Origin of the sequence: Micromonospora sp. NPDC050397 (genome assembly GCF_044901685.1) — a bacterium.
In the GTDB taxonomy this organism is placed as follows: domain Bacteria; phylum Actinomycetota; class Actinomycetes; order Mycobacteriales; family Micromonosporaceae; genus Micromonospora_G.
Map to the genome: position 1 here is coordinate 1 of NZ_JBJDPS010000021.1, position 22,650 is coordinate 22,650.

A 22,650-nucleotide genomic window follows, 5' to 3' on the forward strand; every position below is an offset into this window, starting at 1 on the left:
AGACCGGAACCGAGCCGCCCACCCACCGCCGCAGCGGCCTTACCGGCCAACGCCCCACCGACACCACCGGCCAGACCCGACAACGCACCCGTACCGAGCGAGCCGAGGGCATCGCCCATCGAATGGATGTCACCCTGTGCCGCGTCCTTGGCCAGGTTGATCAACGCTCCGGCGCCGACCATGCAGGCGACCGCACCCACACCCGCGGTCACCGCCGTACAGGCCATGCCGGCGAGGATCGCCCCGCCGATCGCGGCGAACTCCAGCAACGTGTCCTTGTTCGCCGATGCCCACTTGCTCACCGCCGCGTACGAGTCCTTCAACGCACTCGCCGAAGCCACCAACGGCCGCGCGGCCTTGGCCACGACCTGTTTGCCGAGCTGTTTGGCGGCGGTGGCGGTCTTCTTGACCGCCGTCTTCGCCTGCGAGACCTTCTTTGCTACGTACTTGCGGCCCTGGTCGATTTTTTTGCTGACAGCCTTGACGACCTTGTTCTTCAGGTTTTTCGTCGCGGTGTACCCCTTCTTGGCGATCCCCACCGCTTTCTTCGCCAGGGAGAGAGTCGCATTCCCGATCGTCTTCGCCGCAGCGATCACGGGTGCGGCGACCGCCTTGGCCGCGGTGTACACGTACGTCGTCGCTCGCGAGACGGCCGACGAAACCGTGCTCACCGCCTTCTTAGCGAGCGACTTGAACGGGTTGCCCCAGTGGCCGGTCGGGTCGGTGACGGTCATCGGGTTCGCGTCGCCGTACTGGTAGCGGTTGGCATTGATCGAGTCGGGTACCGGCGAGTTCGAGGCGGTGTCCCGGGTGTCGAACTGGCCGGTCTCCGTGTTGTACCAACGCGCGTGCATGTTGACCCGGCTGGTCGCGGTGTCGGTCCACTCGGACTGGTAGCCGAGGCTGCCGAGCAGCCCCGCCTGGGCGAGCACCTTGCCCAACGGGTCGTAGGTCGTCGAGCCGGTCAGCGCGGTGGCGGTGGCGGTGAACTGGCCGACCACGTCCGTGTGCAGGTCGGTCCAGGTCAACCGCTGGCTGCCGCCCGCCGCCGCGCCCAACACCCCGCCGAACGGGTCACGGGTAAACGTGGTCGTGCCGTCCGAGGCCAGGTCGTTGCCGAGCCCGGCGTACGCGAATCCGGGCCGGACCGCCCGACCGAGCGCGTCGTAGTCGTACGTCTGTGAGCCGGTCGCCGAGCCCTGGGTACGTACCTGGCCGAACGCGTCGGTCTGGGTGGTCACCCCGCCGGCCGAGGCGAGCGTGCCCCGGGCGGTGTACGCGTAACTTGCCCCGTCCGCCGTCAACAGCCGGTTCCGCTGGTCGTACGTGAACAGCTTGCTGCCGTTCTGCACCCGGTTGCCGGACTTGTCGTAGGCGTACGAGGTGATCGTGGCGCCGTTGTTCCAGGAGGTCAGCCGGTCGGCCAGGTCGTAGCCGTAGCTGTTCGCCGTCGTCGTCCCGAAGCCGACCGTCGACTTCGACACGATGTTGTCGTTGCCGTCCCAGCCGTACGTGACCTTCGCGATCGACGTACCGGTGGCGGTTTTCAGCTCGTCCGCGGTCTGCCGGTGCAGCCCGTCGTAGGCGAACTCGCGACTGTTGCCGGTGCCCCCGTAGGTGATCTTCGAGATCTGGGACAGCGTGTTGTACGCGTTGGTCAGCTGCACCCCGGCCGCGGGGTTCGCGACCGTGGCCAGCCGGCCGGCGCCGTCGTAGCCGTACGAGGTGCTGCCGGCGGCGTCGACTCGGGAGGCGAGCTGACCGTCCGGGTTGTAATCGAAGGTCGAGTTGCCCATCGGACCGTTGATCGTCCGTGGCAGGTCCCGGTCGTCGTAGCTGAGGGTGTTCGCTCCTCCCGGACCGGAGAACGAGGTCATCCGCCCGGCGATGTCGTAGTCGAAGACACGGTCCGCCGCAGCCGCCTCGGCACCCGCGCCGACCTGCCGTCTCACCTGCCCCAAAGCGTCATAGGTGCTGGTCAGCGAGACGCCGCCGGGCATCACCTGGGAGACCGGTCGCCCGGCCTTGTCGTAGGTGATGGTGAAGGTCCGGTCCGCCGGTGCCGGATGCGCCGTGGTCGACGGCTCGATCTGCGACTCCGGCAGGCCCCAACTGTTGTACGTGGTGAGGAACGAGCCGCCTCGCCCGTCGGTGAACCGGGTCCGGTTTCCGGCCAGGTCGTAACCGAACGTGGTCTGGATCGAGTCCGACGGGGAGATCGGTTGCAGTTGCCGGGTCAGCATGCCGGTCGCGTCGTACTCGAACGTGGTGGTCGTACCCCGTCCGTCCTTGGTCGCGACCACGTTGCCGGCCCGGTCATAGCCGCTCGACTCGGACGACAGCAGCGTCCCGGTCGCGCTGTACGACCCGGTGGCGGTCGCCCGCCCAGCCAGGTCGTAGCTGGTGGTGGTGTACGTCTGGTCCGGCAGCGTGGTCCGGGTCAACCGGCCGGCACCGTCGTAGGTGTAGCGGGTGACGTTGTTCGCCCCGTCCTTCACCGTCGACGTCTCGCCGAGCGCGTTGTACGTCGTCATCGAGGTCACCGTCGACGGGCTCTTGACCTCGGCGAGCCAGCCGCCGGCCGCGTAGCTGTAGCTGGTGGTGTAACTCTGGCCGTCCTGGCGGACCACCTCGGTCGAGGTGAGCTGCCGACCTAGGTAGTCGTAGGTGGAGGCGCTGACCGCGCCGGACGGGTCGGTCTGGGAGAGCCGGTCGCCCAGCAGGTCGTAGGTGAAGGTGGAGACACCGTCGTTCGGCGCGATCACCTTCGAGGTACGCCCCAACTGGTCGTACTCGTATTCGGTGCTGTTGCCGAGCGGGTCGGTCGTCTTGGTGACCTGGCCGAGGGCGTCGTACTCGGTGATGGTCTCGGCGACCATCGGGGTGGACGAGCCAGGAGCGGTGTAGCTCGGCGATCTCTGCGAGACCAGCCGTCCGCCCCTGTCGTAGCCGGTGACCGACCAGTTTCCGTTCGGGTCCCTGCTGTCGGTTTGCTCACCGAAGGTGTTGTAGCCGGCCCAGGAGACCGCGTTCGCGAGCGCCGCGCCCTGGGTGGCCGACTCCGCCATCGCCGCCGGGGCGGTGGTCTTCGACAGCCGGTCGGCCTCGTCGTACGAGTAGCGGGTGGTGTTGCCGTTCGGGTCGGTGCTGGCCTTGGTGTGGCCGTTCCGGTCGAGTTGTACCGAGGTACGCACGACGTGGCTGCCTGCCGCCGGCAGGGTGCCGCCGTACACCTGCGCCACCTCGGCGGAGGTCAGCGCCTGTTGGTAGACCTGCACGTCGTCGATCGAGCCATCCCACTGGTCGGAGGGACCGCCGTTGTACTTGATCTGGCCGATGGTCAGCGGGCCCTTCGCGGACCAGGAGACGGGCGGCGCGGTTGCCGTTCCTTCGAGCCGGCCGTTGACGTAGAGACTCCGGGTGCCGGAGTTGGCGTCGTAGACGCCGGTCAGATGGGTCCAGACTCCGAGCGACGCCTGGGTGGTCGAGAACGAGCCAGTCCCGGGAAAGAAGTCCGTGTCACTGTCTGCCGTGTAGAACGACCACTTGTTGGAACTCATCTGGTAGCCGAGCAGGAAGGCGCTCGCACGGTCCCCGTCCTGGCCGAGCATGTTGCGGTTCCAGGTGGCGGTGTCGAGCTTGACCCAGCTCGAAACGGTGTAGCTGCGGCGGGTGTCCAGCAGCGGGCCGTCGGAGACAAGTGGTGCGTCGGTGGTGTCGAACGTGGCCGAGCCGCCGCGTTCGGTCGACCAGTGGACGGCTCCGGCCGAGCTGAGCCTGCTGTTGCCGCTCGCGTCAGCGGCGGTTGTACCGGTGGTCTCGTCGAGGTTCCACCGGCCGACCGGGGTCGGTGTCGTCGAGGGGTAGGTGGTTTCGGCGACCGCGTTGCCGTTGCGGTCGTACAGCGCCTCGGACCGAGCCACCACGCCGTTCGGATCGGACTCGACGGTCGTGACGACGTTGTCGTCGCGGTCGTAGGTAAGGGTCGTGGTGCGGTTGACCCCGCCCGGATCGGCGGTGGACGAGATTTGCCGGCTGGCGGCGTCGTAGACCGAGGTCGTCGTGGTCACACCGTTGTTCGCCACCTGCTTGACCACGTTGCCGGCCGCGTCGTAGGAGTTCTCCTCGACCACGAACGTGCTGGTGCCGTCCGTACGGGCGGTCTTCACCGCCAGCCCGTTGTCGGTGTACGTGTACGACGTGGTCCACCCCATCGCGTCGGTCTCGGTCGCGAGGCGGCCCGCCGGGTCGTACCGTTTGGCAACCGTGACCAGGTCCCTTGCCGGGCTGGGGTTGTTCGGATCGTCGGTGAAACCGAGCACGGTGGTGGTGAGCAGGTTGCCGTTGACGTCGTAGGCGTTGGCGGTGACCCCGCCGTCGGGTTCGATCTCCTTGACCAGGTTGCCGTGCGAGTCGTACTCGAAGCTGGTGGTGGCGCCACCGGTGTTGGTGGTGGCGGCCTCTTGGCCGTAGCCGTTGAAGACGTGGGTCTCGGTCCGCGACGCGTCGCCGCCGGTGAGATCGGCGGTCGTCTCGGAGAGAATGTTGCCGTCCGGGTCGTACTCGGTGGTGGTCTTCGGGGTGTGCACCGCCCCGGTGACCCGGTTGGTCACCGCCGGGTCGGTCTGGGAGACCATCCGACCCTGTCGGTCGTAGCTGTAGGTGGTGGTGAGCCCGGACGGGTAGGAGTCGGTGATCTCGCTCTCGCTGAGCTTGCGACCGATGCCGTCGTACGTGAATCGAGTGATCTTGCCGACCGGGTCGACCACCTCGGCCACGTCACCACTGGCGTAGTAACGGACCGTCTGCTTCGCCCCGCCCGGTGTGGTGACCGTGGTCGGCAGTCCGGCGGGCGGGAAGCCACCGTCGAATCCGGGCACGGTCGCACCGTCGGTGTACGTGGTCGCGGTGACCCGACCGAGCGGGTCGGTGATGGTGGTCTGGTTGCCCCTGGCGTCGTACCCGAACTTGGTCAGGTAGGTGTTGTCCGTCGCCGACGCGGACCGGCCGTCGCGGGTCTCCAGCAACAGGTCGTTACGGCCGTCCGGGGGCAGGTTGGTGCTCGTGGCGTCGGGGAAATAGGTGTAGTAGATCGACGAACACTTGTTCGTCTCCTGGTCCTGGCAGGTGATCTTCTGTTTGGTGTTGCCGCGTACGTCCTGGAGTTCCTGGGTCCAGACGCCACGCGGGTCGTAGACCAGGCTGCTGAAGCCACCGACGTCGTACCCGAACTTGGTGGTGTTGCCGAGACCGTCGGTCTGGGCGACGATCCTGTTTCCGTTGACCAGGTCGTAGCTGTAGGAGGTCTGCTCACCCGTCGGTCCGGTGACCGCCACGGTCGAGACCGGCATCGCCATGGTGCTGGTCGCCCCCGACACCAGGGTGATTGCCACCGGGGTGGTCTGCTTCGACGCCTCGAAATGCGCCGCGACCTGCGGCGTGCTCAGTGTCGTCGGATAGTAGGCAAGTTCGGCCATCCGACCGTTGAGGTATGCGGTCGTGTTCGGAAGAAGCCCCGAGAGTCCCGTTCCGGTGGCACCCGCTCCGGCGTACGCGAAAGGCTGGGCGACCGGTGTCAGCGGCTCCGGACCACCGTTGCCGCTGATGACCGCCCCGTCCAGGTAGAGCGCCTGGGTGTTGGCAGTCGTGACCAGCACCGCGTGGTGCCACTTGCCATCGGTCACCGCCGTGCCTGAGCTCAGCGACTGGATCCACTGCTGTGCGGGCGTCCCGTTACAGGTGTTGATTACAACCTGGGAGCCGTTGACGTTCGAGTTGAGGTAGTTGTCCAGGCATTTGCCCGACACCGGATTGCGCAGACCGCCGTTGTACGGCTCCCACTGCTGGTTCGCGCCGCCGTGGCAGCCGTGCAGCACGACCTTGCTCAGGTCGGCCGTGGCGGCGTTGAACACGTCGAGGCATTTGCCCATGGCTCGGAGCGTCCGGTCCGGAAAGTAAGACCAGTTCTGGGCGCTGCCTCCGTTGCAGGCATGGACCACGATCGGATTGCGATCCGCCGTGCTGGCATTGAAGTCGTCGAGGCACATGCCCTGTCGTCCGGCCTGGATCGGTCCGGTCGGTGTGCTGGACGGGGCCAGCGCCCGCAGTCTGCCATCGGAGGTGATCCAGAGCGTGGGCAGGCACGGACATTCAACCCCGCCGAGCGCCGATGTCTGCGAGGAGGCGAGCACCGAGCCCGCTTGAGTCGTGGAGAACCACATCTCGATGGAACTGGAGCCGTTGGGCAGATTTTCCGGCAGCCGCAAGTGCGACGAGGTGCCGTTGAAGGATGCCGCTCGGCTGTCCGAGAACGGGCCGTCCGCGTTGAGGGTTACGGAGTTGTAGGTGGCGACCCCGCCCTGGACCTCGTTGACCGCCTCGGTGGCGTCGGTCTCGCTGAGCCGCCAGTAGTCGGTTGGCTTGCTGCCCAGCACTGCTGCGGCGTACACGTCGCTGCTGCCGGAGACCGTCGGCGTGCCCATCGACCAGACGCCGCCGTTCTCGTCGGTGACCGACGCCACCCGACCGGTCACCTTGTCGTACTCGATCCCGGCGGTGATTCGGCCGCTGGGCCGGGTCACCCGCGACAACACGGGATGCACCCGGGTGCCGGCCAGGTGCAGCGACGAGACCGCCGACGCGGTGAGCGCCTGATTGAAGATCGCTACATCGGAGATCGAACCGTCGAAGTAGGTGGACGACACGGCCGCGCCGGTCTTCGCGTGGCCGGGCCAGGTTCCACCTATGAACCCGGCTCCGACGTGCACGTTGTTGGCGCCACCGGTAGCGGCGATGGCGATGGTTCCCGCGAGGGTGCCACGGGCCAGTCCGTCCAGGTACAGCGTCTGGGTGTCGCCGGCTCCGGCAAGGACGACGTGGTGCCAGGCGCCGTCGTTGACCACGACGTTGGAGTTGATCGGGGTGGTCGCACCCTGCCAGAACTCACCACGTAGCTTGCCATCGCCGCCGATGTAGAGCGCCGGGGAGTAGTTGCCGCCGGTTGTCCCCTTGCTGACCGGGTCGGCGCTGTAGCTGAACAGCACCCCGTTGGCGCTACTGGTCTTGAACCACATGCTGATCGACTGGTACTGGCCGTCGCTGACCAGGTTGCCCGGTAGCTGGACGTACGACGAGGTGCCGTTGAACCCGGCGGTGGTGGCGGTCGAGCCCGGCCGAGCGGCCGGCTGCCCGAGCGTCACGTCGTTGTAGCGAGCGTTGTCGACTCCCGTGTTGGCCAGCACCCGGCTCGACGCGACCGTCGCGCCGCTCGCCTCGTTCAATGGCCAGTACGAGTAGGGGTCGGCGTCGAGCACCGTGTTGGCGTACTGGGAGGTGGTTTCCTGCTGGTACGTGGTGCACCGACTCCAGTCCGGCGGGGCGCAGACCTTCTCGAGTTGGTCGTTCGCGCCGTAGCCGTAGTCCCAGTTGTCAGTCGTGTTCCAGTCGTCCGGAACGACGGGGCTGGTGGCGACCTGGGTCACGTGCGGGTAGGTCGATCCCGGTGGCGTGTTCCAGAGAAACGAGAGGAATCGACCAGAGGCGGAGATCATGCGGGTCGCCCGCGCGGAGGTGTCGTATTCGATCGACAGCCGGCGGCCGTTCGCATCGGCGATACTGCTCACCTTGAACACACCCGGCTCGGCCGGCTGGGCGAAGGTGTAGACCGAGGCGTCCTTGTCCGTCAGCGTGTAACCGGTGAGCGCACCACTGGCGCTCTTGGTTTCCTTGAGCACGGAGAACCGACCGGACGGCGGGGTGAAGCTGCCGTCCGCGTTACGGCCAAAGGCCACGTCCTGCCCCGTCGGATACGTGACGAGAACGGTCTCGACCGCGCCGTTGACGTCCTTGACCTGCGTGGCGCGTACGTCCAGCACGCTCGACCAGCCGGAACCGAAGGCGCTCGCCCGGCGCGTGTCGATGCTGTTGTAGCTGCGGGTGATGTTCAGCGCCGGGCCAACCGTCGCGATGCTGGCGTCGGTCGCCGTGGTGGTGTAGTTGCCGATGCTGGGGTCGTAGCCCCGGCCCGAGTTCTGTGCGAGGTTCGCGGTGAGCTGCGGTTGCGGCACCGAGGTGGCGAATGCGTACGGTGGCGCGATCGCGCTGTAACCCGCCTTGTCGAACGTTTGGACCGTGTACAGGTAGCGCTTGTTCCAGGCCAGTTTGCCCGCCGGAACGGTCCAGGCGGCGGTGGTCCAGCCCGAGTTGGCGACCACCGCTCCGGTTGCCGCATCGCCCACGACGAAGTTGTAGGTGAGCCCCTTGGCCGGCCAGTTGTCCGGGTCGTGTCCCTTGGCGAGCAGCTCAGGAGTGAGCGTCGACACGACCGCGTTGTTCTGCGGATACCGGACGTTGACCTGCGGTGCGACGTTGGCGGCGTAGTCCAGCTCCAGGTACGGCTTGAGCACCGCTCCCGCGTAGTTGGCCGAAGTGAACTGCTTCCACGCCCTCGACTCGGTTTCGGAGGTGGTGACCGCCAGGCCGGCGTTCCAGCCACCGGTGGACCAGTCGTCGAACGTGGCTACGTTGAGCGGAACACCGACCCACTTGCCGACGCCCCGGTTGCCTTCGTCGTTCTGGCACGCCGGATAATTGTCGGTGACGGTCAGCGAACCGATCGGAGCCGAGACGTCAGGACCAGGCCATCCGCCGTCGGCCAGATCGACCACCCGCCACGAACTCAGGATGCGCCGGACGTCGAACGAATAGTGCGAGGAACAGTCATAGGTCCAACTCAGGAAGAGCTTCAGCCGCGCGCCGGTGAACCGCAGCCCATTGAAACCGTTGTCGTCGAACTCGTCGAACGAGATGAACGATCGGGCCTTGACCGTGCCGCTGTTGTAGGTGCCAATCGCCAGTGAATCGCCGTTCGTGTTCTTCGTGGAGGAGTCGTTGTCGGCGAAGACGTCTCCGGTGGTTCCGGTCACGGCGGTCGGGTCCACCCGGATCGGATAGACCCGGGCCGGGTCGTGCAACCACGCCTCGCTGGCGCTGACCCGCAGGGCGGGCTGGCCATCCACCGTCGCCAGCTCGTACGTGACGTCCGGTGACTGGATCGGGGAGCCGGACTGCGGATCGATCCTTGAGTCCTCCATGAAGCCGCGCGGAATCCAGACGACGCTCTCGTCTCGCGCGTTCCGCAACTCGACGACGCCGCTTTCCAGGATCTGGGGTGTCAGCCCGTTCAGCCGGAGCGGGAAAACCCAGGACGATGCCGCCGTCGGCGACCGGAGGACGAGGGTCTCCTTCAAACCATTGTCCGTGGCGTGCAGCTCGACATCGGTCATCGGCAGGATGTCCGGATAGGTAGCGACGGCACCGTTCACCACCGGGGTCACCTCCGCCCCGCCGGCAAGGCCGTATCCGAACACCTCGCCGGTCGGCAGCGTCATCGTCGCGAGGTCGGTGGAGGTCGTGGTCACCGGTTCGGTTTCGGCAGCGTCGGCCCGGTCGAGCGCGCGGGAGCGCTCATTCTCGCTCGCACCGTTGGCGACGGAGACCCGTACCGAGTTGGCACGGGTGTGCAGGCGGCCGTCCGCCCGCTCCTCAAGTGTCGTGTCGATGGGCTGCCAGGTGCCGTCGTCGGCACGGAAATTGACCTGGCCCGAGTAGACGCGTCTGGTCATCGACCCGTCGGGGTTCGAGAAGAGGTCTTCGTTGGCACTCGACTTCGCCGCCACCCGCTGGCTCTTCTGCGCGTCGAAGCCGCTGGTGCCGGTGGTCGTCGACGTGCTCGGCGGCTCGTACGGCTGATAGGGCGACAGCGTTCCGGGGGCCGGTGTCGGCGCCCTGCCCGCGCCGCCGCGCGCGTCGGTCGAAGCGGCGGAAACCTGACCCGTAGGCACATCCTCGGGCCCCCGTCGCTGGGCCGGGAGTCCGGCCAGTGCCCGCTCCGCCAACGAGGCCGACCAGGCGGGTCGTTGGGTGAGCCAGGCAAGCCAGGTCAGCGGAAAGTCACCGTCGGGCCGGACCGCTCCCGGTGGCAGTGCCACGGTGAGTCCGAAGACGATCGCGACGAGCAAGGTGACCCGTGTCAAGACACGACTACCCGAACGGCGCATCGGCCGTCTCCTCCCCCGCTGTGAAACGAACAGCGGGAGTCTGCGGCACCGAAGATCGTCGCGTCAAGGAAAATCTCGACGCAGAGCGAAGACAGAGCTACTGAGCGGCGGATTTGACCGTGGAAACGAGGGCACGCACGTTCGCCTGCACGGCTTCCGCCGTCTGTCCCTCCACAAGGGACACATTTTGGGCCACCACCCCGCCGCCTACCAGCGCAAACCGGGCGGTCGGGAAGCGCTTTGCCTCGCTGTCCACTGCCGACAACGGGCCGGGGCCGACGGCGAGCACCAGGTCGCATCGAGCCTGCACCAGGCTCGCCAGGTATGTCTTCGCGTTCTCAGCCGTCTGCGGGCCGTCCACCTCGAGGTACTGCACCTTGGTCAGGGTCGCCTCGGACGCCTCGCGCATGCCGGCCCAGACTGCGGCCGCCTCGGTCCCGGTCACGCCGTGTTCGTCGGTGAGCAGGCACGCGGTCGCCTCGCCGTACTGCCGGGCCAGTGGCTCCGGCGGCGACGGCCACGCGACCCAGAGCACGATTCCGGTCACCAGGGCGACAGCGGCGGCGAGCGTCCACCAGAGCCGGCGTCCGCCACCGATCACGAACCGCATTCGTCGTTCCAGCACGCTCGAACGCCGACCAGCCTGCGCACGCGACCGCACCTGACGCCCCAATCCGCCACCCAGCACGGCGAGGACCATACCCGGAGTTCGACGGCCGCGTGAACGGTCGTTTGTCACTCGCCGCCGAGTGCCCCCAGCCCGGACCGGCACGGGTCCGATCAGCCGGGACCGGCGGTCGGGAAGCGTGACTGGCTTGGCAGCGTCGGTGGCTCCGGGTCGTCGATCGGTGGACCGGCCTGCTTGAGCAGGGCGCTGAGCGCGGCCCGCCGGACCACCACCACGAGCCGGTCACCGGGGCCGAGCCGCTGCTCGTGTGGCGGAGACCAGTCGAGCATCACCTGCCCGGCCGGGGTCAGCCCGATCACCCGTACGCCGGTTGTCTGGTCGATGTCGGCGAGCGCGCGACCGACCAGCGGTGATCCGGTCGCGACCAGCACCTCGGCGACCAGCAGTGCGTGCCGGTCGATCGGGATGGTGGCGATCACCTCGCGGTTGAGCAGCGCGGCGGCGAACGACGGCGCCGCCAGGTACGACACGCTCCGGGAGATGTTCATGTTGAACGCCTTCTGGATCCGGTCGGCGAAGTCGCCGTCGGAGAGGCGCAGCACCACCCGGAGATCGTTGTTGATCGCGCGACCGTTCAGGGCCGCCTGGAGGTTGGTCACGTCGTCGGTGGAGACGACCACCAGGGCCTGGCAGGTGGCCACCGACGCGGCCTCCAGGATCTCCTCCCGGGCGCCGTCACCGACGATGAGCGGGACGTGCAGCCGGCGGGCGAGCGCGGCACCGCGCGCGTCCGGATCCTTGTCGATCACGACGACCTCGATGCCGAGGTCGTTCAACTGACCCATGACCCGGGTGCCGACGTTGCCGAGCCCGATCACGACCACGTGCCCCTCGCGCGGGCTGCGCAGCCGGCCGTCGTCCAGGGCCAGTCGGGCGTTCACCATGCCGTCGACCACGGCGGCGGTGATCAGCGGGATCAGCGCCAGCCCGGCCAGGTTCAGCACCACCTGCATGACCTGCTCGGGCGCGGCCTTGCCCGGGTCCGGGTCGGCGCCACTGATCGTCGTCACCATGGCGACGTAGACCGCCTGCCAGACCGAGATGCCCTCCTCGGGGTGGGCGAGCAGCGCACCGAAGACGACGATGACGGCGAGCACGGCGAGGGTGGCGATGCCGATCTTGCGAGTGGCGAAGGAGCGTACGGCCCGCCACAGCACCGCGCTCGGGCGTCGCTGCCGGCGTCGGGCGCGGATGATCCGACGGGCGGCGACCTCGGTGCCGGGTGGCTGACCGCTCGCCTCGGCGAGCACCAGGTCCGCCTGCGCCTTGTCCGGAGGCAGCAGGCGCAGGTGGCCGGGGTCGCTGGTGTCGGCCAGCCCACAGACGACGTGCTCGGGGCGGACCTCCTTGCGGCGGGCGACGACGAGGGTACGGGCGCGGAACCGGAAGTGCGTCGGCGTCGGCTCGCCGAGTGCCGCCGCGACGAAGGTCGGTGCGGCCATCGAGGCGTCGGAAAGGACCGCGCAGTCGGCGAAGAGCGGCCGTACGCTGTTGCCGAGTCCGGTGTTGAACATTCGTAGCACCAGTCGCAACTGCGGTTCGACCGCCTGGGCGCAGAGCGCCGCGTGGATGTTGCCGACGTCGTCCTGGTGCATCAGGGCGAGCCCGTACGCGCCGGCCAGTCCGGCCGATCGGAAGGTCTCCTCGTCGAGCCGTTCGGCGACGAGCACGCGTACGCCCCGGATCGCGCGGACGTCGGCACCGTCCGGCGCGCGACGCGGCGGGATGATCACGGTTACCCGTACGGATTCGGCCAGCAGCGCGTTGACCAGGTGGACCACCAGGTCGTTCTGGCCACAGACCACGTAGTGGGGACGGTTCTCACCGGTCCGGAGTCCGTCGCGGAGCCGGGTCTCGACCGCGCGCCGGGCTCGGTTGCGCCACGGATCCGCCATGCCCGGATCGTAGTCACCCCGATCACCGGTCGCTGCCCTCTCATGATCCACCGAGTGCCCCTGCCCGGGGCGGGGAGGGAGAACAGGTTGCGGCGCGCATGTGCCCGGTGGTCCCGGGTAGTGCTCTCGGGTGCAGACCTTCCTCCCGTACCCGGATTTCGGGGACACCGCGAGGGTGCTGGACGCCCGGCGGCTGGGCAAGCAGCGGGTGGAGGCGCTCCAGGTGCTGCGCGGGCTGACCTGGCCCCGGTACGGCTGGCGGCACCACCCCGCGGTCAAGATGTGGGCCGGTTACGAGGAGGCGCTGGTCCGGTACGGGCTCGACGTCTGCGAGGTCTGGACCGCCACCGGCCGGGGTGACACCGTCGCGGTCACCCTGGTCGTCGACCTCGCCGCCGCCTGCAACATCGAACGCGTACGCAGTCAGCCCGAACTCGCCGAGGCCGGTGAGCTGCCGCCCTGGCTCGGGCGCGAGGACCTGCACCTGAGCCACCGGGTGTCGCTGTTGCGCAAGGACCCGGACTTCTACCGCCCGTTCTTCGGCGACCTGCCGCCCGACCTGCCGTACGTCTGGCCCCCCTCGGACCGCCCGCCCACCTGCCGCCCACCCTCGCCCCCGCCTGGTTAGGAAGGGCCCCTTCCTATACAAAAAACGATAAGAAGGGGCCCTTCCTTACCCCCGGGGCGGGAGGATTGGGGTTTATGGGGCTGGTGCGGGGGGTGGGGCGGCTGCTCGGCGTACGGGCGGTGCGGGTGGGCGCTGGCGGCGACGAGGGTGGTACGTCCCGGGTTCCGGACGGGGTGGACGCGCTGGTGGTCGGTGGTGGTGTCGCCGGGATATCGGCTGCGGTCGTGCTCGCCGAACGGGGCGTACGGGTGACCGTGCTGGAGGCCCGGCCGACCCTCGGCGGCCGGCTCGCGTCCTGGTCGGAAACCCTCGCCGACGGCACCGAGCAGTTTGTCGACCACGGCTTCCACGCCTTCTTCCGGCAGTACTACAACTGGCGGTCGATCCTGCGGCGGATCGATCCCGCTCTGGACCTGCTCCGGCCGGTGGCGGGATATCCGGTCCTCTCGGCAGACTGGCCGAGCGAGGAGTTCGCCCGGCTGCCCACCACGCCACCGCTGAGCCTGCTCGCGCTGATCGCCCGCAGTCCGAGTCTGCGCCTGCGTGACCTGCGCACGATGGACGGGAACGCGGCGCTGCCACTGTTGGCGTACCACCCGGTGCGCACTCACGCCGAGTTGGACCGGACCACCGCGAAGGAGTTGCTCGACTCACTGCGCCTGCCGGACCGGGCGCGGGCGATGCTCTTCGAGGTCTTCGCGCACTCGTTCTTCAACCACGAGCACAACATGTCGGCGGCCGAACTGGTGGCAAACTTCCACTTCTACCTGCTGGGCAATCCGGAAGGGCTGGGCTTCGACGCGCCGGACCGGGACTACGACTCGGCCATCTGGCGCCCGCTCGCGGCGTACCTGCGGCAGCGTGGTGGGCTGGTCCGGGTCGGCGAGCCGGTGACCCGGATCGCACCGGACGACGAGCGCGGCGGTTGGCGGGTGTCCGGAGCGGACGGTGCGCAGTACCGGGCCCGGTTCCTGGTGCTGGCGGTTGACCCACCGGCCCTGCGTACGCTGCTCGCCACCGCGCCGGAGGTGGCCGCGCGGGCGCCCCGGTTGGCGAGCCAGGCCGCCGCGATCGAACCCGGCCCACCGTACGCGGTGGCGCGTTACTGGCTGGCCGGCGACGTTGCCCCGGACCGGGCGGTGTTCAGCGGGGTGTCCCGTCAACCGACGCTCGACTCGGTGACGCTCTACCACCGGCTGGAGGCTGGGGCCCGACGCTGGGCCGGCGAGACCGGCGGGTCGGTGGTCGAACTGCACGCGTACGCCTGCCCACCCGACCTGGCCGCCGACGAGTTGGCCGAGCGGATGCGGGCCGAACTGGTTGGACTCTGGCCGGAGGTGGGCCGGCTGCCGGTGGTCGAACTCCGGTCCCGGGTGGAACGGCAGGCGCCCTCGTTCCGGCCGGGGGGCCACTCGTCCCGCCCGACGGTGGTCACCGACGCCGACGGGCTCTTCCTGGCCGGCGACGGCATCCGGGCCGGCGACGGGACACGGGCCGATTCACCGAGTGCGTTGATGGAACGGTCCGCCGTCACCGGAATCCTGGCCGCGAACCAGATCCTGCGCCGGCACGGCACGGCCACCGAACCGATCTGGTCCGTACGTCCCCGGGGCCTGCTCGCCCGAGCGTGAACCGCGTACCAGCGGGTTCCGGCTGATCCGCCCGAGCGGCTGATCAAATCCGTTGGCGGTGGCGGGTGGACGCAATTACCGTTTAGCGCGTCAGGTTTTCCACCCGATCGAGGGGTCGGTCAATGAAGGCGTACGGCAATGGTTCGGTGCGGCGGTGGTGGCCGCTCGGCACCGCCCTGTCCGCCGCCGCCCACCGGCTGACCTGTTGGCGCACGGAGAGCAAGGAACGCAACCCGGGCAGGTTCTCCGGCTGAGTCGATCGTGACCTCGGACCGCAGCCGCCCACCCGGAAGACCAGGGTACGGGCGGTTTTTTGTATCAGTCGCCCAACCACCAGGAGTAGTCGCCAATCGATCGGCGACCGACGCGAAGCAGGACAACGATCCGGCCACACCAGGCCGTACCCCGATTGTTCATCGTCTGGAAAGGAGGACCCGGTGGACGCGGTGCTCGTCATCAACGCCGACCTCGGCCCGCTGCACAAGGTCAGTGTCCAGCACGCGATCCGGATGCTCCTGCGCCGGGTCGCCGAGATCCACGAGGCCGAGCCGGACCGGCGGATCGGGGTCTTCCCGATGCCCCGGGTTGTCCGGCTGGTCCGGTACGTGGTGACCCGCTGGCGGTTCAGCTCCGGCCCAGCCTGGTCCCGGTCGGGGGTGCACCTGCGCGACGGGCACCGGTGCGCCTACTGCGACGGCCGGGCGACGACCATCGACCACGTCCTGCCCCGCTCCCGGGGAGGGCGGAACACCTGGAAGAACACCGTGGCCGCCTGCTACGCCTGCAACCAGCGCAAGGGTGACCGTACGCCGGCCGAGGCGGGCATGCCGCTGCGGTACGACCCTGCCGTCCCGAGCTGGGCGGCACTGGTTCGCCTCTGACCGGTCGGCGGGGATTCGGGGTCCCGCCGGCCCCTCAACTCCTCCCGGTCCGGTCGCCGGGCCGGGAGGAGTGCGTTTTGGCGGGCCGGGCACAGGGGCACGTTCCGGCGAGCCGGGCGGAGTGCGTTTTGGCGGGCCGGGGCTCGGTGCCGCGGACCGTGGTCAGTTCGGCTGGCCCGGCCCGAGTTGGTCGAGCGTGTAGCCGTCGGGATAGGCCGCGTTGGGCTGGCCGGGGGTCCAGAAGTCGACGTCGGGAACTTTGCCGAACCGGCGCAGCCGCCCCTTCGCCCGTAACAGGCCGTGCACCGCCAGTTCGAGCAGGCGTGGCGGTTCGGGGACGCCGAGGGCGGCGCGTACCGGTGGGTCGAGCATGGTGTCGGTGGCCGAGGCCATCAGCCAGCGAGCCCACCCGGCCTGTCGTACGGCCCTGGGCAGCCGCAACGCCATCAGATCCTTGGTGGCCCCGATCAGCGTGCCGGCGGCCGGGTCGAAGGCGAAGTTGACCCGTTCGAACTCGTTGAACTCGGCCTCGAACGCCGCCCAGCTCGTCGGGATGTCCTTGATGCCCATCTCGTCGCCGACCCGGCGGTAGAAGTGAAAGGTCGCCTCGCGCTCCTGTTCGCACAGTTGACGCGCCCCGAACCGGTCGATCCACCTGCTCGGCACGAAGACCAGCGTGCCGAGTACGTAGCGGTACTCGGCGTCGCTGATGTCGTGGACCCGGTGCATCCGGTTCAGCAGGGTCAGCACCTTCCGCCCGCGCGGATGGTCGACGCCGTTGGCGATCAGCTCGTACATGATGGCGCCGGTGTCGTACGCGCGCTTGAGCGGGCGACCGGTCAGCTCACCGGTGGCGATCAGCAGCCGGGCGATGGTCGGCACCGCGTACGTGCGGTAGAAGGCGAGGTTCAGGCCGACCCGGACCTCGGGCCAGAACTCCCGCAGCACCAGGTGACGGTAGATCGCATGATGGTCCGCGACCGGATCGAGACCCCGCAGATAATCCGGGGTACGCCCAGCGGCTGCCGTGTTCCGCACCGCCATTGCCACCCCGTAATCGCCGCCCGATCGCCGCCGTGCCAATTTCTACCCCGGCCCCTTTCTACCCTGCCCGGCGGATGATCCGCACTTCGGGCAGGGGACACGGTCCGTCAGCGTATATTGACGGCGTGTCCGACGAACCCCTCCAGGAGCTGCTCAGACTCTCCGCCGGGCCGGAGCCACTGGAGAGCCTGCGGGCCGCGGCCGAGTTACGCCGTGGGGTGGAGCGGATGGAGGCGGTGCTCGTACGCCGTGCCCGGGTGTCCGGCGCCTCCTGGGCGCAGGTGGCGGAATCCCTCGGCGTCTCGAAGCAGGCCGCCCACCGCAAGTACGGCGGCGGCCTCTTCCGCCGCGAGCCCTAGCAGGGTAAGGAAGGGCCCCTTATTAACGCTATGCGTTAATAAGGGGCCCTTCCTTACACCTCAGGGGCGGCGGGGGCGACGGGTGAGGGCGAAGCCGACCACCCCGGCGACCGCGGCCAGTACGCCACCGACGCTGGTCCAGATCCACCGGGACGAGAAGCCGTCGAACCAGCCGTCGAACCAACCGAAGAAGAACCCGTCCTCCTCGTTCGCCGCCTGGGCGGCCGGATCGGGGCTGCCGCTCGGGGCCGGCGTGGCAGCACCGGCGGCCGGCAGGACCGCTCCGGGCTTGACCGCCGGCACGAGCGGCGTCTTCAGGTCACCGTCCTCGGGCGTGATGTTGTCGTCTTCCACCGCTCCGACCAGCAGTTCCACCTGGATCGGCAGACCGAGGTCCTGCTCGGGCAGGCTGGTGGTGGAGAGCCGGACGAAGTAGGTGCCCGGCAACGGGTCCCCGGACCACGGCTCGGCCCAGGCACGTACCTGGCGCAGGGTGCAGTTGAGCGCGACCGTGGTCTCGGTCGCCGCGACCGTCGGTGCCTGCGCGCCGGCCGTGCACGCCTGCCGCCGACGGAGCCCGTCGAAGACGTCGACCGCCCAGGTCGACGCGCCGTGCCGGTCCGCCGCCGGTGGCAGCGTCACGTTGACCGCGATGTCGTTGGTCTCGCCGGCCTCGGCGGGGAACGACCAGTAGAGGTAGTCACCGGTCGACCCGGCGACGTTGACCGGCTGACCGGCGTTGATCCCGGTCGCGGTGAGGAACGAGGTGCCGGCCTTGGTGACCGTGACCGCGCCGGGTGAGGGCGTCGGCAGTGGCGAGGCCGGCGCGGCCAGTGCCGCACCGGCCGGCAGCAGGATGCCGGCAGCCACGGCGACCGCCGCCACACCGCGCGCGCTCGCACCGAACGCTTTCGAGCCGCGCCGGGCCGCCGTCGCCGTCGTCTTGTCGGTCCGGGGCATCAGTTCTCCCTCCAGGTGGCAACCCACCAGCGGGTGAGCCAGCCGGCGATCAGGCCGGTGAGCAGGCCGGCGACGGTCAGCAGGAGCAGCAGCACCCAGCCCCGGCCGAGACCCGGGCTGTTCGGCGCGGGCGAGAAGTCGACCACGTCGATGGTCAGCTCGACCGGCATGCCGGGCACCTGGGCGGAGGCGTTCTGGGCGGAGAAGGAGTTGCTGACCACCAGGCAGACGGTGGGCGTCTCGGGGACCGTGGCCGCCCCGCCCTCGGAAGGCGCCTCGCTGGCGTCCTCCTCCGGCTCCTCGTCCGGCTCCGACGCCGACCAGCGCAGACCGGTCGAGAGTACGTCGGTACGACCGCTACCAGCGTCGGTGCCGCGTACGAGTTCCCGGCCGTCAGCGGCGGTGGCCCGCAGCAGTACGCCGTAGTCGCGGTTGAGCGGTCGGTCCAGTGCCACGCTCACCGAGGCCCGCAGTTCCTGGTCGGCCCGGACCGGCACCCGGTAGTAGCGGTGCTCCTGGAACTTCTCCCGGTCGGTGTAGACACCGGGGCTGAGGATCGGCGCGTCGCCGCACGCGTCGGTGCCGGTGACCAGCGCCGGGGTCGCGGTGTAGGTGTCGCCCGCCCGGTCGACCAGTTGCTTGATCCGGCCGCTGAGCTGCTCGACGCTGTTCGCCGAGGTGTACGTGCCACCGGTCGCGGCGGCGATGCAGACGAGCTGCTTGCGTACCTTCTCGTCGGGGGCCAGGCCGAGCGTGTCGACGACCAGGTGGGTCCCCTGGGCGGCGAGTTCGCGGGCGACCTCGCACGGGTCGGGCGGCGCGCAGGTGTCCTCGCCGTCGGTGATGAGCACGATCCGGCGGGTGGTGCCGCCGGTGCCGAGGTCCTTGGCGGCGCCGCGCAGCGCGAGCCCGACCGGGGTGAACCCGGTGGGGCGGAGCCCGGCGATCGCGGCCTTGGCGAGTTCGCGGTTGACCGGGCCGACCGGCACGATCTGTTGGGTGTCCTGGCAGCCGATCTTCTTGTCGTCGCCAGGATAGGTGGCGCCGAGGACCCGGATGCCCAACTCGGTCCCGTCCGGCAGGGCGTCCACCACCTCGTGGAACGCCTCCTGGGCGACGGCGATCCGGGTGCGGCCGTCGATGTCGTTGGCCCGCATCGACCCACTCACGTCGAGCACGAGCTCCACTTTGGGCGGCTCGGCGGTGGGTTCGCCGGCCGAGGCCGGTGGAATACCAAGTGGCGTAAGGGCGGCCAGCAATCCTAAGAGGACCGCTATGGACCGTCTCATGATGATCACGCCGAGATCCTAGTGAGGACCGAACGGGCGATCTCCGTGGTATCGAACGAATCCGACAGCCGGTAGCGTCCGCCGTCCCGAGCTCCGGACGCGGTGCCGTACCGGGCCGGCGGGGGGTCAGTTGTCGCTGGTGGCGGCCCAGCTCACCGCCGCGATGCAGAGCAGCAGCACGATGCCGCCCTTGCTCACCGCGACCCGGATCAGGGCCCAGGCCGCCTTGCGCGCGCCGGGGATGCCCGCCTTGGCCTTGCGGTAGTCGACCCAGGACCGCCGGGCGACGGCGTACGCGACGCCGACCGTCAGCCCGAGCACCACCCCGATCGTCAACATGGCTGCCGTGAGGGAGCGTTCCACCAGGTCAGTGTGGTAGTCGAGGATGAAAGGGCACTATCCCCCGTTCGGGGTAAATAGTCATGAATGCCTCTCGTAATCGAGATGCCGGCCGCCCCGGCGTGTGCCACGATCGGCCGATGTGGGATGAGCCGGGACCAGCGCCGGCCCGCAAGTACCCGCGTACCCACCACCTGCCCGACTCGCCGGGGGCGACGACTGACGACCGGATCGTCGCCGATCTCGACGGGCTGACCGGCGAGTTGGTGGTGACCGAGAAAATGGACGGCGGCAACGTCACCTTCACCCGCGACCTGATGTACGCCCGCTCGGTCGACTCCGGCACCCACGCCTGGGACCGGCCGGCGAAGGCGCTCTGGGCCAGGGTGGCGCACGAGATCCCGTACGGCTGGCGGATCTGCGGCGAGTCGATGTGGGCCCGACGCAGTGTGGCGTACAGCGGTCTGGCCGGTGTTTTCCTGGTCTTCGCCGTCTGGGACACCACCCACACGCTGCGGAGCTGGGACGAGACGGTCGAGTGGGCGATGCTGCTGGAGTTGCCGTTGGTGCCCGTACTCCATCGCGGCACCGACCTGGCGACGGCCCGCGCGGCCTGGTCGCGGCAGCGCGACGCCGACGACTCGGAGGGCTTCGTCGTCCGCACGGCCGCCCCGATCCCGGAGGCCGAGTTCGGCCGCCGGGTCGCAAAATGGGTACGCCCGGAGCACGTCCGCACCGAGGCGTCCTGGCGGCACCGCGACGACTTCGCGGTCAACGGCTTCGCGAGCGCCGACCCCACCCGCTGAACGCACGGGTCAGTCGGTGGCGGTGAACCTGACCTTCAGCCGGTGCGCCTGCACCAGATCCATCAGGCGCGGGCTGCACACCATGGTCCGGTAGCGGGCGTCCCGGGCGATCAGGAACTGGTGGGCGTACTCCTCCCGGAAGAAGGGCTCGGTCAGGATCGGCGTTCCGCCGCCGGCCGACGGCCGGTGCCGGGACCGGTCCTCGTCGATCAACGGCAGCACGGTCTTCACCCGGGCCACCGAGTAGTCGTCGTACTCCTCGTCCTGGCAGCGCACGATGCAGCGGTGAAACTCCAGGTCCCGGTCCAGCTCCGACCCGACCGCCGCGACAAACGCGGCCGAGAAGATCGGAATCCGTACGCTCGCCGTCAGGTAGTCGGCCTCGCGGACCAACCGGGTGGGCAGACCCTCCTGGGCCTGCGCGACCACGTTGGTGTGCCGGAGAAAGCCGTCGTCACCCTCGTTCTCCACGAAGTAGGAGATGAGCCGGTGACTGGTGCCCGGACTCGGTTGACCGGTCCGGGCGGAGACGAAGTCGAACAGCCCCGGCACCCGGGCCAAAGTGGGCGAGGTGAGGTAGTGGTAGGCCACGTCAGAACAGCTCCACGACCGTGAACCGCTGGGCCACCGCCCGGGTGTTGTCGTCCACGGTGAACGACGGGTCGCCCAGGAACTCGCGGTACTCGGTCCCGTGCCAGAAGTCCTCGTGCCCGATCCGCCACTCGGCGACGGACTCGAACCCCTCGCCCTCGTCGACGGCGTGGGCCAGGTCGACGTCGCCGAGGCGGACGACGCGTACGTCGGTGGTCTCGATGATCGCGACCGGCTGGTCCGCCGAGTCGACCACCACCGACCGCCGCCCGATGCTGGGCAACGGTTCCTGCTCCCGCTGATAGTCGATTTCCAGTCCGGTGGTCGAGGTCTTCGTACCGTTGAGGATGGCCGCGACGAGTTGGTCGCGCAGTGGCCCGGGAAAGGCGAACTCGGCCTTCGGCAGGTCATGCATCCCCAAAGGCTACCGACCGATCCGCCGTACCTGACCCGTCGTAGCTGGCCGATCGAACTAGATTGAAGGTGCCCACGCGTCCGTACGCGTCTCCCCCGGGCGGCGAGGTGGCTGTTCGGAGAGGGAACCGGTGATCACGCAGACGATCCCGCACGGAGTCTGGACCCGGGTGGGCGACACCGGGGTCGAGGCGTACCAGGACAGCGGCGAGGAGGTCGTGCTCCACGTCGATGACGACGGTACGGAGATCACCGTGCCGGTCGCCTCGGCGCTCCACCTACACTTCCGCGCCGCGTTGAGCCGCCTCAGCGACGAGGACGAGGTCTGGGGCAAGTCCTGAGCGCAGACCGAGCGGGCGTCACGCGACGTTCAGGTTGATGTTTCCGATACGCGCCACAATATCCAGGTGTCCGCCAAGGCCGACGACGTACGCCCGCAGCGTCTCAAGGCTCGTGGACTCGCCACTCTCGATCTGGCTGATCCGGGCCTGGGACAGCCCTGCCGCCTCGGCGAGCTGCGTTTGGGTCAGACCGAGTTGCTTCCGAATCTCCGCCAGTTGGGCACCACTGACGGAGGCGAGCATCGCCTCGCGCATCCGGCCACGGCGCTCCACCCGCTCAGCCTCGTCCCACTGCGGGTCGATATTCCGAGCCCTGTCCTTCACCTCACGCCAGGTCGACTCCCCACTCACCGACGCTCCCCCTCCAACGTTGTCAGGTGCTTCTCGAACCGCTCGTCGGCCAGAGGCACCGCAGTCACGTACCACGAATGCCACTGTCCGGATTTGTCACCAGCGACTAGAAAAATCGCTTCGCGAGCAGGGTCAAAGGCGAAGATCATACGAACCTCGCTAGACCCCGCCGAGCCGGGCCGGAGTTCCTTCATGTGGTGGAAGCCGCTTCCCTTGAGCCGATCCACCAGCGGGCGCCCTAGCGCCGGACCCCGCTCGGCGAGCAGGTCGATCGCTTCCGCGACCAGATCAGCGGTCGCCGCGTCGGTGCGGCATAGGTCAAGGAACCATGCCTCGACCTCGGGATGCAGCTTGACCTCCCACACTCCATGAGCA

The 22,650-nt window shown here is 69.0% G+C and carries 18 protein-coding genes; 7 read left to right on the forward strand and 11 right to left on the reverse strand.

Annotated elements, in window-relative coordinates; genetic code table 11:
• From ACI2K4_RS33455 to ACI2K4_RS33465, 3 genes are all read right to left on the reverse strand, one after another.
• Positions 1-10,034 (reverse strand): LamG-like jellyroll fold domain-containing protein (locus ACI2K4_RS33455; RefSeq protein ID WP_404517174.1); only part of this gene is annotated, 10,034 nt, incomplete at its 3' end.
• Positions 10,035-10,155: 121 nt separating this feature from the next.
• Positions 10,156-10,683 (reverse strand): hypothetical protein, encoded by a 528-nt coding sequence (locus tag ACI2K4_RS33460; RefSeq protein ID WP_404517176.1) that lies wholly within the window; start codon positions 10,681-10,683, stop codon positions 10,156-10,158.
• Between the two features lie 155 nt (positions 10,684-10,838).
• Positions 10,839-12,641, reverse strand: coding sequence for an NAD-binding protein (locus ACI2K4_RS33465; RefSeq protein WP_404517178.1), 1,803 nt, complete (start codon positions 12,639-12,641; stop codon positions 10,839-10,841).
• 130 nt (positions 12,642-12,771) lie between these two features.
• Here ACI2K4_RS33465 and ACI2K4_RS33470 point away from each other — a divergent pair, with 130 nt between their 5' ends.
• The 4 genes from ACI2K4_RS33470 (at position 12,772) to ACI2K4_RS33485 (ending at position 15,781) form a co-directional block, all read left to right on the forward strand.
• Positions 12,772-13,269 carry an MSMEG_6728 family protein gene (locus tag ACI2K4_RS33470; protein WP_404517179.1) on the forward strand — a complete coding sequence of 166 codons (498 nt, stop codon included), beginning with the start codon at positions 12,772-12,774 and terminating at the stop codon, positions 13,267-13,269.
• A 74-nt stretch (positions 13,270-13,343) separates the two neighbouring features.
• Positions 13,344-14,900: an FAD-dependent oxidoreductase gene (locus tag ACI2K4_RS33475; protein WP_404517181.1), complete on the forward strand. Its 1,557-nt coding sequence runs from the start codon at positions 13,344-13,346 to the stop codon at positions 14,898-14,900.
• A gap of 122 nt (positions 14,901-15,022) precedes the next feature.
• Positions 15,023-15,154, forward strand: coding sequence for a hypothetical protein (locus tag ACI2K4_RS33480; RefSeq protein WP_404517182.1), 132 nt, complete (start codon positions 15,023-15,025; stop codon positions 15,152-15,154).
• A gap of 183 nt (positions 15,155-15,337) precedes the next feature.
• Positions 15,338-15,781 carry an HNH endonuclease gene (locus ACI2K4_RS33485; RefSeq protein WP_404517184.1) on the forward strand — a complete coding sequence of 148 codons (444 nt, stop codon included), beginning with the start codon at positions 15,338-15,340 and terminating at the stop codon, positions 15,779-15,781.
• Positions 15,782-15,943: 162 nt separating this feature from the next.
• On the opposite strand, the gene ACI2K4_RS33490 is transcribed toward ACI2K4_RS33485, so the two are convergent.
• Positions 15,944-16,825: an oxygenase MpaB family protein gene (locus tag ACI2K4_RS33490; RefSeq protein WP_404517185.1), complete on the reverse strand. Its 882-nt coding sequence runs from the start codon at positions 16,823-16,825 to the stop codon at positions 15,944-15,946.
• Between the two features lie 125 nt (positions 16,826-16,950).
• On the opposite strand from ACI2K4_RS33490, the gene ACI2K4_RS33495 reads away from it, so the two are divergent.
• On the forward strand, positions 16,951-17,184 hold the full coding sequence (locus ACI2K4_RS33495; protein ID WP_404517187.1) for a helix-turn-helix domain-containing protein: 234 nt from the start codon (positions 16,951-16,953) through the stop codon (positions 17,182-17,184).
• 60 nt (positions 17,185-17,244) lie between these two features.
• Here ACI2K4_RS33495 and ACI2K4_RS33500 read toward each other — a convergent pair whose 3' ends face one another.
• From ACI2K4_RS33500 to ACI2K4_RS33510, 3 genes are all read right to left on the reverse strand, one after another.
• Positions 17,245-18,144, reverse strand: coding sequence for a peptidase (locus ACI2K4_RS33500; protein ID WP_404517189.1), 900 nt, complete (start codon positions 18,142-18,144; stop codon positions 17,245-17,247).
• The gene (locus ACI2K4_RS33505; protein WP_404517191.1) at positions 18,144-19,442 is read right to left on the reverse strand and encodes a VWA domain-containing protein; all 1,299 of its coding nucleotides are present in this window, start codon (positions 19,440-19,442) and stop codon (positions 18,144-18,146) included. The genes ACI2K4_RS33500 and ACI2K4_RS33505 overlap by 1 nt, the downstream gene beginning before the upstream one ends.
• 117 nt (positions 19,443-19,559) lie before the next feature.
• A complete protein-coding gene (locus tag ACI2K4_RS33510) occupies positions 19,560-19,796 on the reverse strand; it encodes a hypothetical protein (protein ID WP_404517193.1) in 237 nt (78 codons plus the stop codon).
• Positions 19,797-19,912: 116 nt separating this feature from the next.
• Between ACI2K4_RS33510 and ACI2K4_RS33515 the strand changes: the two genes are divergently transcribed.
• Positions 19,913-20,578 carry an RNA ligase family protein gene (locus ACI2K4_RS33515; protein ID WP_404517195.1) on the forward strand — a complete coding sequence of 222 codons (666 nt, stop codon included), beginning with the start codon at positions 19,913-19,915 and terminating at the stop codon, positions 20,576-20,578.
• A gap of 9 nt (positions 20,579-20,587) precedes the next feature.
• Here the strand turns inward: ACI2K4_RS33515 and ACI2K4_RS33520 are convergent, their stop codons facing one another.
• Positions 20,588-21,169: a hypothetical protein gene (locus tag ACI2K4_RS33520; protein ID WP_404517197.1), complete on the reverse strand. Its 582-nt coding sequence runs from the start codon at positions 21,167-21,169 to the stop codon at positions 20,588-20,590.
• A 1-nt stretch (position 21,170) separates the two neighbouring features.
• Positions 21,171-21,584: an ASCH domain-containing protein gene (locus ACI2K4_RS33525; protein WP_404517199.1), complete on the reverse strand. Its 414-nt coding sequence runs from the start codon at positions 21,582-21,584 to the stop codon at positions 21,171-21,173.
• A 130-nt stretch (positions 21,585-21,714) separates the two neighbouring features.
• Between ACI2K4_RS33525 and ACI2K4_RS33530 the strand changes: the two genes are divergently transcribed.
• On the forward strand, positions 21,715-21,924 hold the full coding sequence (locus ACI2K4_RS33530) for a hypothetical protein (protein ID WP_404517201.1): 210 nt from the start codon (positions 21,715-21,717) through the stop codon (positions 21,922-21,924).
• 18 nt (positions 21,925-21,942) lie between these two features.
• Here the strand turns inward: ACI2K4_RS33530 and ACI2K4_RS33535 are convergent, their stop codons facing one another.
• Positions 21,943-22,275 carry a helix-turn-helix domain-containing protein gene (locus ACI2K4_RS33535; RefSeq protein ID WP_404517203.1) on the reverse strand — a complete coding sequence of 111 codons (333 nt, stop codon included), beginning with the start codon at positions 22,273-22,275 and terminating at the stop codon, positions 21,943-21,945.
• Positions 22,272-22,640: a type II toxin-antitoxin system RelE/ParE family toxin gene (locus tag ACI2K4_RS33540; RefSeq protein ID WP_404517204.1), complete on the reverse strand. Its 369-nt coding sequence runs from the start codon at positions 22,638-22,640 to the stop codon at positions 22,272-22,274. Before ACI2K4_RS33540 ends, ACI2K4_RS33535 begins: the two co-directional genes overlap by 4 nt.
• Positions 22,641-22,650: the final 10 nt, after the last annotated feature.